Origin of the sequence: Nocardia sp. CDC159 (assembly GCF_023740735.1) — a bacterium.
Classification (GTDB): Bacteria; Actinomycetota; Actinomycetes; order Mycobacteriales; family Mycobacteriaceae; genus Nocardia; species Nocardia pulmonis.
Genome location: NZ_JAMRXH010000029.1, coordinates 32370 through 43378, shown reverse-complemented (window position 1 = coordinate 43378; position 11009 = coordinate 32370). Strand labels below are relative to the sequence as shown.

Sequence of the window (11009 nt, the reverse complement as noted above, 5' to 3'; positions counted from 1 at the left end):
ACCGGCTCAAACAATTCCGGGAGCTGGCCACCCGCTACGCCAAACGCGCCGCCTACTACCAGGCCGAACTCACCATCGCCGCCATCATCCTCTGGCTGCGATGACTTACAGGACACGCCCTAGTCACAGATCGCGCTGCGGGCGGCGGGTGGATTCTCGAAGTAGCGCACGACCAGATCATCGATGCAGGAGTTGACGTCGTTGAAGACGAACGTGTGGCCGTCGCCCTCGCGGATCAGCAGGGGGCTTTGGAGGTACTGGGCCATGCGTTCGGCGTTGCGGAGCGGGGTGGTCGGGTCGTGGCGGGTGCCGATGAACAGGACCGGCGGCGATCCGTTCGCGCGGTGCGGCCGGTAGGCCTTGGCGGTGCCGGGGGTCGGCCAGAAATCGCAGGTGCCGAGCGGGAATTCGGTCGGACGCGGCCGGTAGTCGTCGTAGGTCGCCGCGTGGTGCAGCGCCGCCAGATCGGCCTGCCTGGCCGCCCGGTCGCTGGTGGGCTCGGCGATATCGGCGCACGTGATCGCTACCAGGGCATTGTCGCTGAGGATGCTGTCATACGGTGTTCGAGGCGGGGTCTCGTCGTACTCCTCGTTCGCCAGCTTGCGCATGGGGGTGCCGTCGCCGTGCTGGATGGCAACGAGCGCGTCCAGGAAGGGAGCCCAGCCCTCCGGCCAGAGGAATCCCGTGATCATGGCTTGCAGTACGGTGCCCGGCTCGACCGGCGCACGCTCGTCCGCCGGTGCCGGACGCTCGTGAAGGCCGCGCAGGATGCCGTGAAAGACGTTCTGTGCCTTGGCTGGATCGCCGCCGAGCGGGCATTCGCCGCGCGATTCCGTGCGATACGGTCCCGCACAGTAGGCGGCTACCCGATTGAACGTGTCCTGGTAGCCCCTCATTTGTCCCATCCACATCTCGAAAAACCCTTCGGTGACATCGACGACACCGTCGAGCGCGGCGGCTCGGTAACCCTGCGGATAGCGGTCGATGTACATCGCCGCGATCTGAGTCCCGTACGACGCGGCAAGGAGATTCAGCCGTTGCTCGCCCAGCACCCCGCGAATGATGTCGAGATCGTCGGTGGCCTCGTCGGAACCGATGTGCCGCAGTACTCTCGCGCCGGTGCGGTTCACGCAGGAGTCGACGAACTCGCGGCGCGCGGCCTCGGTGGCGGTGGCCGAGTCCTGCTCATCGAGGAGTTCGGCACTGTTCCACGCACAGTGGATCGCGGGCGTCGACCGACCGACACCGCGTGGGTCGTAGGAGACGATGTCGTAATGCCGCCGGATCGGCTCGGGGAAAGGCATATCCAGCATGCCGAGACCCGGTTGGCCGGGGCCGCCGCTGATCAGCACGAGCGTGCCGTGTTTCTCGCCGGTCGCCACCAGCCGTGCGACGGCGAGCGAGACGGATTTCACCCGCCCGGGGGCCACCGGGCGGCTGCCCCGATAATCGAGCGGAACGAGGATGCGCGCGCACAGACGGCCGTCGGCCGGGATATCCAGAAACCAGCTGCGCCCCTCGCCCTTCGCGCAGTGCTTCCAGCGGACATTCTGGTCGTAGTAGGCGTCGCGTGCGGGCTTGTTCGCCGGGTCGAGGGCGTCGCCCACGCAGACGGACAACAGGAGCGTCGCGGCGGCGAGTGGAACGAGTAGCCGCGGCATTCGCATGGTCGTTCTCCTCGCCACCGATGGCCAATGGCATCATCTCAGCAGATACGGAGAATCTCTGCTAAGCGATATCCAGTTCGGCTGGAGCGGGGAGGCGTCCGAAAGCCAGTGGTACTCAGGACTTGTCGGAGCCGGACGGTGCGGCGAGCAGTTCGACCAGTGCGGTGATGCTCTGCTCCCCCGGCCCTCGGCCACCGCGCGGCGAAGCAGGTCGTGCATGGGAGCGTGCCAGGACACATCGATGCCCGACTCCCGCCCGAGCCGCTCGTCGGCGCCGATCGCGGTCTCGAACAGCGCGACCGACGAGCCGAGCCGGGTGTAGTCCCGGGTATCGATCTCCTCGGCGATGATCGGTAGGAGCGATTCGATCATCTGCAGCCATTTGATCGAATACGGCACCATCGTGCGCGCCGGAAGACCACGCGCGGCCAGCACCGCCGCGCCCTCGAAGAAGCCCAGCAGCGTGGGCAGCAGCGTGGCTCCGACGGCGGATTCGTAGAGGGCGGCCAGATCCGGTTCGGCGCCCAGGTACACGAGGTCACCACCCAGCACCCGCAGTGTGTCGGCATACTCGTCGAAGACCGCTCGCTCGCCGCCGAAATACAGCAGCGTGTCCGGCCTGCCGACGGCCGAGGGCACATTCTTGATCGCCCCGCCGAGGAAACGCGCCCCGCGTTCGGTCGCCCAGTGCGCGAATTCCCTTGCCTCGGAGGGTGACCCGCTGTTCAGCGTGATGAGCGCGTGCCCCCGCAGTTCGGTCTCCGCCGCCGCCAGGCTCTCGCGGGTGGCCGCAAAGGTGGTCAGGCACGCGATGATCAGCGAGTTGGCGGCGACGGCGTCGGCGATGTCGAGCCGCTGGTTCGCGCCCGCGGCCGCCAGCGGAGCTGCCCGTCGCGGGTCGCGGTTCCACACGGTGGTCGGATGTCGCGCCGCGAGAAAGGCCGTGGCGAGCGCGGATCCCATCGAGCCCGTGCCGAGCACGGTTACCGGAGTATTCACGAGGACCGAGTCTCCGCACCCGCATCGTCGGCGACAAGTACGCACCTGCCCTGGTGGTTGCCCAACGTTCAGGTAAGCGACCAGGTCCGGGCGGCCTCGCGTGGGCGCGCTATGACCGGAGTCACCGCCGACGGTCGGACGCGGATGGTGCTGACGGGCGGGGACATTCGTCCAAGACACCAGCCACCCCCTGCGGCGACAGTGGCTCCATGACTGCCAGACTCGAGCGACGGATCCGGGCCGCGGAACGGCGCGTGGCCGACGCGTGCGGGCTGCGGCTGACCGAGTGCGTCGTCGCTCTCGAGCGGCCGTCGGTCCGGCTACGCGTCCTGGCCGCGGGCGCGGGTGAGCCGGTGCTGTACATCAACGGGATCTCCACTCCGGCCATGGGTTTCGCGCCCTTGGCCGCGCGATTACCGGGATACCGGCACCTCCTCGTCGATCTGCCCGGACACGGTCTCGCCTCCGCCTACCACTGGCACGGCCCGCCGCTGCGTCAACTGGCGACCGAGGTACTCACCGGAACCTTGGACCGGCTCGGGCTGGCCCGGGCGAGTGTCGTCGGAAGTTCGCTCGGCGGCTTGTTCACCCTGTGGACCGCGCTGGATGCCCCCGCACGCCTATCGCGAGCGGTGATCGTGGGCGCGCCCGCGACGGCACTGCCCGGCACGCGCGGCACCGCGTCGATGGCGGCACTGACCTCCCCGGTGTGGGGGCGGGTCCAGCAGCAGCTGATGCGGCTACCGTCCCCGTGCTTCGTCGCACGCGCCGCCCTCGCGGAGGCGATCGGGATGGACGCGGCGCGCGGCATGTCCGACGAGCTCCTGGACCTGCATCGCCTGCCGCTGCGCTTGCCGGGCAAGGCCGCCTCGTATCGGAAGTTGTTGTGCCGATTGATGAATGGCAGAAACCCTCGCCCCGAGAACGTGCTGAGCGAGGCGGAGCTCACCGGCATCACGACCCCGCTGCTGTTCGTCTGGGGCGAACAGGACTCGTTCTGCGCACCCCAGCGGGGCCGTCGCAGCGTGGAGCAGATCCCGGCTGCAGAGCTGGCGGTCGTCCCCGGCGGCCACAACCCGTGGCTCGACGACGCCCCCGCCTGCGCCGCCCCGATCGACGGCTTCCTCACCGGTCGATGATCGCGGCAACACCGTCACAGGGTCTGTCGCAGCAGCCAGTCCATATCGCCGTTGTCCATCTTGAAATCGGGTCGCCCGCAATCGATGATGTGCTCGTCCACGTCGACACCCGCGGCGCGGTAGTTCGCGACCGCGCGCGCCAGATCCGATACCGGCGTGAGAGAGGTGATGCTGTTGTTGTCGGTACACCTGAACATGCGCAGCTTCGCCTGCGGAGCGGGGGAATTCGGGGTGGCGATCGCGGAGTCGTCGAATGCCGATCGGTAGCCGGGGAAATCGGCGGGGCTGATTCCATCGGTGAACAGCAGGCGCAGCGGGACGAAACCGAGCCCCAGAAACGGCTGAACCCCGCAGGTGCGCCGGAAGGTGTCGGCGATGGTGCGGCCCAGCGGGGTCAGCCGCTCGTCGACCCGCATTTCCGGATATCCGACCGCCAGGCCGAGCAGGTCGACGAAGGCGAACCCGGAACCCATTCCGCCGTCGTTCGCGCGGATGAAGTTCTCGTGATCCGGAATGATCTGGCCTTCGACGACCGCCCGCAGATTCAATTCCGGCGCGTAATCGGGCTGTTGTTCGGCGGCGACGGCCGCGGCGATGCCACCACCCCCACTGGGGCCGTATATCCCGATCGGTACCGCCGGATCGAGTCCGGCCTGCGGCATTCGCAGGGCCGCGCGCAGGCCGTCCAGCATGGCGTGACCGCTGAACCGCGGCACCATGACCGGCAGCGGAGCCTGGCCACCGTTGTTGCCGAGATCCGGCATCATCAGCACCGACCCCGCGCCGAGCGCGGCGAGCATCGGTTGCGCCGTCGCCGCGGCATTCGGCGCATCCATCGGATCCCCGCCCGACCACCAACTGGTCGGATGGCAGTAGCTCCCCATGCTGTCGTCGATTCCACCGATACCGAGCAGCACGCGCGGACGGTCGGACCGATTTTTCGGCACGAACACCGCCGCAGTCACCGTCGCGAGTTCGCCCCGCGGCCCCGTGGTCACGTACATGACTCGGTAGGAGTCGATATTCGGAAACCGCGCCACCAGAAATTGCGCCTCGAACGGCGTCACCCGCAGCACCGTCCCCGGCTGCTCGTCCCCGCGCAGCGGCGGAGCGTCATACCAGGGATCGGCCCCGCCGAGCGTGGGCATCGCGGGCGCGACACCATCGAGCGGGTTGTAGCCCTCATCGGCCACCACGACCGAATTCGCGCCCACGATCAGCGCGACTGAGGTTGCGAAACCGAAGACCATCCGGCGCATCATCCACATTCGCGGTCCAGCCTCCCGTCGACAATCCGAGTCGAGCTTGCCGAGTGACGCCGCCAATGGCGATAGCTAATTAATAGCTTACGATACTCGCGACCCATTCGAACGGGTCAGCTCTGCGAATAGTCAACGGCGGTATCGATCGCTGCGGCCAGATGCCCGACGGAGTGTGGTGACGCCGACCTGGTGTGCCGGTCACCTGCCCCCGCGCCAGACCGATACGGCCGACGCGATCCACACCGCGAGCAAGCCCCCGGCCAGTGCCCATCCGATGATTCCGCTGAAACCTGCCCCGTTCACCAGCATGGGTGTCAGCAGGCAGATTACGATCAGGAACCCGCACACTACGCTGAAGACGCGGAATGCCAACGGCGACAGAGGCTTCATTGCCAGACCGTATCAGCATTGTCGAGGTGACCGTCGATCTTTTCGGACGCGCGCTCAGTCCGATTCGGGCGGCACGTCCCGCCGCAGCAGATGGAGCCGAGCGGGCGCGATCACGCCTGGGAAGTAATGAAAGCCGTGCGGCGACAGGACAAGGTCGGCGGTCTCGATCCCGTGGACCTCCCACACGTCCACGGGCCCTCCGGTGTTGTTCATGCGCACGAACCATTCGCACTCGAACTCGTTCAACGCGAGGAAACAGCCTTGCTGTTCGGGCCGGTAGCTACCGGCGATCCCACGCGCGGCGCCCATGCGGCGCCAGTCCAGACCGTATCGAGCGATCGAGGCGCGGTTGAGTACCGACGTGACGTGGTAACAGGACGGCACCGCGCGACCGTAACAGCTTGCGCATCAACGTGTTCGGTGTGGCCTCAGTAATCGATGCGATCGGTTTTCGCCAGCCACGCCTCGAACGGCGCGGTGCGGTTCGGCAGGTCGAGCTGTTCGACGCGGGTGGGCCACATGGACTGGGGCTTCTTTTCGAACAGATCGTAGAACTTGCGGTCGTCGAATCCGGCCATGGCGGCGTCGTGCCGATCGGCGGAATAGATGATCCGGTCGACTCGCGCCCACAGGGCCGAGGACAGGCACATCGGGCAGGGCTCGCACGAGGTGACGAGGGTGCAGCCCTCGAGGGAGAAGGTGCCCAGTTGTTTGCAGGCCGCGCGCATGGCGCTCACCTCGCCGTGGGCGGTTGGGTCCAGGGTCGCGGTGACCCGGTTGTTACCGATCGCGACGATCTCGCCACCCTTGGCGACCAGTGCGCCGAACGGGCCGCCGCCGTTCAGGACGCTGTCGGTGGCCAACCTGATCGCCTCGTCCATCCAGGCGCGCTCGAGCTCCTGAACGGACATTTCCCGGGTGTGCGCGGTCACGGTCACTCCTTTTGTTTCAATGTGCATGAGCAGTACACAGGCAAACTGGTGGCGTCGGATAGCGGCGGAAGACATAAAGACGCCGACGGGCCGACACCGGGTTTTCGTAGACTTCGACAAGGTGATTCCAGGCGGAATTCCTACCGCCCTCAGCGCAGGTGCGAGGTGTCGTTCAGCAATCGCACCGACGCATTCCCCTCCTCGGAATAGGCCACCGCCGACACCGATGCGGCCGCCAGCTCCATCCGAAACAGCGCCTCCGGCGGCGCGCCCAGCGCCAGCCGGACCAGCGTCCGCAGCGGCGCGACATGCGAGACGACCAGCACCGTCTGCCCCGGGTGACCCGCCAGCAACTTGTCCCGCGTCGGTTCGACTCGGCGCGTCACCGCCGCCAGCGACTCGCCCGTACCACCCGGCACCGCCGTGGGTGAGGCCAGCCACGCGGCCAGCTCGTCCGGATGGCGCTCGCGCACCTCGGCGAAGGTCAGCCCATCCCAGACCCCGAAGTCCGCCTCGCGCCAGCCCGCATCGATCCGGACATCGAAGCCCAGCCGACGCGCGACCACCGCGGCGGTCTCCCGGCACCGGCGCAGCGGCGAGGACACCACCGCCCGCACCGGCCAGCGCTTCGCGAGCATCTGCGCGGCGGCCTCGGCCTGCCGCCATCCCGCCGCCGACAGTCCCGGGTCCGAGCCGCTGCCGGAAAACCGCCGCTCCGGCGTCAGCGCGGTCGCACCGTGCCGGAGCAGTAGCAGCGTCGTCGCCGTCCCGGGATCGCCGGGGAATGTCATTGCGCCGCCTCGGTTTTCGTGACGAGGTAATTGCCGAGTACCAGATAGTCGATCTCCGTGCCGAGAAAACACCCCAGCGCGTCTGCCGGGGTGCACACGATCGGCTCGCCCGCCACATTGAACGACGTATTGATCAGACAGGGCACATCGGTCAACGCGGTGAACCGCCGCAACAGCGCCGCCAGCCGCGGGGTGTCCCGATCGGTGATCGTCTGCACCCGCGAGGTGCCGTCCACATGGGTCGCACCCGGGATCACGTCCCGGAATTCCGGCCGCACCGGGAATACGAATGTCATATACGGCGACCGGGTCTTGCGCCCCATCTCGAAGATCCGCGGCGCGTCGGCCTCGAGCACGATCGGCGCGAACGGGCGGAACGGTTCGCGATGTTTGACCCTGGTATTGATGACGTCCTTGATATCCGAAAACCGCGGATTCGCAAGGATACTGCGGTGCCCCAGCGCCCGCGGCCCATGCTCGATCCGGCCTTCGTACCATCCGACGACGACCTTCTCGGTGAGCAGCTTCGCCACCTGATCGACGACCTCGTCATCGTCGTGCCGCCGCCATACCACCCGCCCGCCGAATTCCCGCAGCGCGTGCTCGATCGTCGCATCGTCGTATTCCGGTCCCAGATAGGGCGTGACCGTCGGCGCGGTCGTCACCCTCCCCGAGCGACCGAGCCAGGCATGCACCGCCGCACCGATGACGATGCCGGTATCGCTGGCACCGAAACCGACGTCCATATCGTCGAACCGCGACCCCGCCAACAACGGAGTGTTGTTGAGGCAGTTCAACGCCACACCGCCCTCGAACAGCACCCGCTTCAGATCCGTCTTGCCCGCCAGCGCGCGCAGCTGATGGCTGGTGACCACGCTCAGCATCTGCTGGGCCGCCGCTGCCATCCGGGCCCGGTACTCCAGAGTGTGCCGCACGGGCCCGAAATACTGTTCGAACAGCGGCTCGAGGCCGCGCGGGTTATCCGTCTCGAGCGGTTGCCGGAACCTGTATCGCCCATTCTCGTGCAGTTCGACGAAATGCTCGAGAAACGGATTCGGCGACGGCGGTTCGGCATATCCGGCCAGGCCCATGATCTTGTATTCGTCGTTGTTCGGCACGAACCCCAGGTACCGGGTGATCGCCCCGAACAGCAGACCGATCGAATACTCCGCACCGATGGCCGTTTCGTCGAAGACCCGGATCCGCCCGTCGCGGATCTCGCCCATCAGCGCCGAAAACCGTTCGGCGCGACCATCACTGATCAGAAACGCGGCATCCTTCATGCCCGCCAGGTAGTAGCCGGTCATCGCATGGGCGAGGTGATGCGGCACGAACACCACCTTGTCCGGATCGGGTGTGAAACCGGTGCGCGCGGCGAAGTCGGCCAGCATCGCCTCGTGGCCGACGATTTCGGTGCACAACCCGCCGATGGCCCGAACCAGACCCACCTTGTTCGCGGCCGGCATCGGCGCGGACACGATGTCGCGCAACAGCCCGTCGAAGACCTCGGCGGAGAAGTCCCACGGAATGGCAATGAGATCGATATCGGAGAAGTCCACCCCAGCATGGTCGAGACACCACCGCACCGCACCGACTGGAAAATCGGTGGTCTTCTTCTCCCGATTGAGCCGCTCCTCCTCCACGGCCGCGACCAGTTCGCCATCCACCAGCAGCGCGGCCCCGGCGTCGTGGCCCAGCAGATAGTGCCGCTCGGTGCCGACCGCATCGAAATTCTCGGCGAAGTATTGCGAGACGCGGGTGAAACCGTTGCACCCCAACACAATCATGACAATCCCTTCCCCTCGGCCAGCAGGTCGCGAACGATCTCCCCGGCAGCGGGCGCCTGACACACTCCCTGACCGGAGAATCCGGCCGCATAGAGGAAGGGTCGCGCGGGCGCCCGGCCGATGACGGCGGACCCGTCGGCGCTCGCATCCAAGGGCCCGCTCCACCCCCGATGCAGGCGGGTACCGGCCAGGGCCGGATACGTGTCACCGAGCTGCTTCGCCAGCCGCCCCAGCCAGTCCGCCCGGGATTCGCCCGAATCGGGCACACCCATCCCGACAAGGACGCGGTCGCGCCACGCCCGGATGCGCAGCCCGGTCGCGGCGTGCAGGGTCATCGGCACGGTGGTGAGCGGTGCGGCGGGCGGATCGGTGAGCAGCAGTTCGATGGGGTAGGTGGTGACAGGCAGGTCGACCCCGGCCAGCGCGGCGACCGCCCCCGCCCAGGGACCGGCCGCGCAGACGACGGTGTCGGCCCGGATGCTGCCCACGGGTGTGTGCACCCGACCATCGGGCTCGATACCGAGCACGGGAGTCTCGGTGCGCAACATCGCGCCCGCGTCCTGCGCCGCCGCCGCGTACCCGCGCACGATGGCGAGGGGGTCGCAGGCATACGCCTGCGACGACCAGGCCGCCGCCACGACGGCGCGCACGTCGAGCAGCGGATTGAGTTGCGCCGCTTCGGAAGCCGAGACCAGCTCGATCTCGACCCCGGCGGCTCGCTGGGCGGCCTGCTCGCGCCGGAACTCCGCCACCTGATGGTCCTCGGTGAACAGCACCAGGAACCCGACCCGCCGCAGGCCCAGCGGAGTCCCGGTGCGCTCGGCGAAGCCGTGATACGCCGCCAGGCTGCGCACGGCCAGGCCGCCGGTCGCGGCGGCCCCGGGGAAGTAGGTCCGCAGCACGCCCGCGGTGGCCGCGGACGCACCCGATCCGAGCATGCCACGTTCGAGCAGCACGGTGCCCACCCCGGCCGCGCCGAGATGGCATGCGATCGAGGTCCCGATGACGCCGCCGCCGATGACAAGGACGTCGGTCCGTTCGGGCAGCGCGCTCATGACGGCCGTCCCGCCTCGGCCGGGCGCAACTGCCGCAGATGGTCACCGGTGTTCCAGGGGAACAGGTGCAGATTCCAGCCGCCCAGGCAGTTGACGTAGAGGGCCATCTGGCTCGCCACGGCCAGGAAGTCGTCGCGGTCGAGCCGGTCGAGACAGGCCAGAAAGCGCTGGGTGAAGGCCCACAGCCGCTCCAGACCGCAGTAACCGAGGAATTCCGCCGGAACGCCGATCAGCAACCGCGCCATCTGGCGCAGCGAATCCATCGGCATCTCCGCGACCGCGGCCCGGACCAGCCCGCCGTAGGTGGCATATCCCAGCGGGCGCGTCTCGCCGTTGACGAACAGCAGGGTGGGCAGCACCGTGTCGAAACTCCCCGCGCCGGAGGGGATCCTACCCCGGTGCAGATCGGCGAGCTCGGGTGGTTCGGACAGCCAGATCCGCTCGGTCTCGGCGTGTACCTCGTGGATCAGGCGGTTCGCCTCCGGATCGGCGGCGGTCACATGCGGAATGCGATGCCCGCCCGCCGTGCCCGCCTTGCGGACCTCGGCGAGGATGGGCTGCTTGGTCGAATACACCGAATCCCACACGGCGCGACCGACTTCGAGCAGTGCGGGCATGTCCGCCGGCAGCACCCGGCCGACCGGGGAGGCGGGCATAGGTTCGGTCAGCGTGCCGTATTTGATGCCCAGATGCTGGAGCGCCGAACAGAATACGGTCCCGTCGGGCGCCTCGCGCCGATCGAATCGCGTGGTCGCGGGCAGATGCAGCAGGGAGGGGATCGGCGCCGCGTGATAGAGATGATGTCCCGCCACCAGCGCGTGCCCCTGCAGGCTCCGATAGGGCAGCGCTTCCCACAGCGCGTCGGCCAGTGCGGCGTTGCGATCGTCGAGTTCGGCGGTCACGGTGATACCCACAGCGGGCCAGGCGATTTCGATGTGACGACCGGAGGTTGAATCGGTCAAGGTTGCTCCTCGATGTATGTCGCGG

11 protein-coding genes are annotated in these 11009 nt (G+C 67.9%); 1 reads left to right on the top strand and 10 read right to left on the bottom strand.

Translation table 11 applies throughout. The features are described 5' to 3' along the window. Window positions 1-119: 119 nt before the first annotated feature. Complete coding sequence (locus NDR87_RS35920; protein WP_251918579.1) at window positions 120-1667, bottom strand: alpha/beta hydrolase; 1548 nt, start codon at window positions 1665-1667, stop codon at window positions 120-122. A 33-nt stretch (window positions 1668-1700) separates the two neighbouring features. Then, window positions 1701-2666 (bottom strand): NAD(P)-binding domain-containing protein, encoded by a 966-nt coding sequence (locus NDR87_RS35915; RefSeq protein WP_251918577.1) that lies wholly within the window; start codon window positions 2664-2666, stop codon window positions 1701-1703. A gap of 209 nt (window positions 2667-2875) precedes the next feature. On the opposite strand from NDR87_RS35915, the gene NDR87_RS35910 reads away from it, so the two are divergent. Then, window positions 2876-3805: an alpha/beta fold hydrolase gene (locus NDR87_RS35910; RefSeq protein ID WP_251918575.1), complete on the top strand. Its 930-nt coding sequence runs from the start codon at window positions 2876-2878 to the stop codon at window positions 3803-3805. Window positions 3806-3819: 14 nt separating this feature from the next. On the opposite strand, the gene NDR87_RS35905 is transcribed toward NDR87_RS35910, so the two are convergent. From NDR87_RS35905 to NDR87_RS35870, 8 genes are all read right to left on the bottom strand, one after another. Next, entirely contained in the window at window positions 3820-5055 is a 1236-nt protein-coding gene (locus NDR87_RS35905) for a lipase family protein (RefSeq protein WP_251918573.1), read from the bottom strand. Between the two features lie 210 nt (window positions 5056-5265). Further along, the gene (locus NDR87_RS35900; RefSeq protein ID WP_251918571.1) at window positions 5266-5457 is read right to left on the bottom strand and encodes a hypothetical protein; all 192 of its coding nucleotides are present in this window, start codon (window positions 5455-5457) and stop codon (window positions 5266-5268) included. A 54-nt stretch (window positions 5458-5511) separates the two neighbouring features. Further along, on the bottom strand, window positions 5512-5766 hold the full coding sequence (locus NDR87_RS35895) for a hypothetical protein (protein WP_251918569.1): 255 nt from the start codon (window positions 5764-5766) through the stop codon (window positions 5512-5514). 119 nt (window positions 5767-5885) lie between these two features. After that, window positions 5886-6389 (bottom strand): nucleoside deaminase, encoded by a 504-nt coding sequence (locus NDR87_RS35890; protein ID WP_251918567.1) that lies wholly within the window; start codon window positions 6387-6389, stop codon window positions 5886-5888. Window positions 6390-6538: 149 nt separating this feature from the next. Next, the gene (locus tag NDR87_RS35885) at window positions 6539-7180 is read right to left on the bottom strand and encodes a histidine phosphatase family protein (protein ID WP_251918565.1); all 642 of its coding nucleotides are present in this window, start codon (window positions 7178-7180) and stop codon (window positions 6539-6541) included. Beyond that, a complete protein-coding gene (locus tag NDR87_RS35880) occupies window positions 7177-8967 on the bottom strand; it encodes a carbamoyltransferase C-terminal domain-containing protein (RefSeq protein WP_251918563.1) in 1791 nt (596 codons plus the stop codon). The genes NDR87_RS35885 and NDR87_RS35880 overlap by 4 nt, the downstream gene beginning before the upstream one ends. Beyond that, on the bottom strand, window positions 8964-10022 hold the full coding sequence (locus NDR87_RS35875; RefSeq protein ID WP_251918561.1) for an FAD-binding oxidoreductase: 1059 nt from the start codon (window positions 10020-10022) through the stop codon (window positions 8964-8966). Before NDR87_RS35875 ends, NDR87_RS35880 begins: the two co-directional genes overlap by 4 nt. Then, window positions 10019-10984, bottom strand: a complete 966-nt coding sequence (locus tag NDR87_RS35870; protein WP_251918560.1) for a hypothetical protein — start codon at window positions 10982-10984, stop codon at window positions 10019-10021. The genes NDR87_RS35875 and NDR87_RS35870 overlap by 4 nt, the downstream gene beginning before the upstream one ends. Window positions 10985-11009: the final 25 nt, after the last annotated feature.

What these genes read in the sequence shown, in the direction of transcription:
- NDR87_RS35920 (WP_251918579.1), bottom strand. Translation starts at nt 1,667, where the DNA reads ATGCGAATGCCGCGGCTACTCGTTCCACTCGCCGCCGCGACGCTCCTG.
- NDR87_RS35875 (WP_251918561.1), bottom strand. Translation starts at nt 10,022, where the DNA reads ATGAGCGCGCTGCCCGAACGGACCGACGTCCTTGTCATCGGCGGCGGC.
- NDR87_RS35900 (WP_251918571.1), bottom strand. Translation starts at nt 5,457, where the DNA reads ATGAAGCCTCTGTCGCCGTTGGCATTCCGCGTCTTCAGCGTAGTGTGC.
- NDR87_RS35895 (WP_251918569.1), bottom strand. Translation starts at nt 5,766, where the DNA reads ATGGGCGCCGCGCGTGGGATCGCCGGTAGCTACCGGCCCGAACAGCAA.
- NDR87_RS35910 (WP_251918575.1), top strand. Translation starts at nt 2,876, where the DNA reads ATGACTGCCAGACTCGAGCGACGGATCCGGGCCGCGGAACGGCGCGTG.
- NDR87_RS35885 (WP_251918565.1), bottom strand. Translation starts at nt 7,180, where the DNA reads ATGACATTCCCCGGCGATCCCGGGACGGCGACGACGCTGCTACTGCTC.
- NDR87_RS35880 (WP_251918563.1), bottom strand. Translation starts at nt 8,967, where the DNA reads ATGATTGTGTTGGGGTGCAACGGTTTCACCCGCGTCTCGCAATACTTC.
- NDR87_RS35905 (WP_251918573.1), bottom strand. Translation starts at nt 5,055, where the DNA reads ATGGTCTTCGGTTTCGCAACCTCAGTCGCGCTGATCGTGGGCGCGAAT.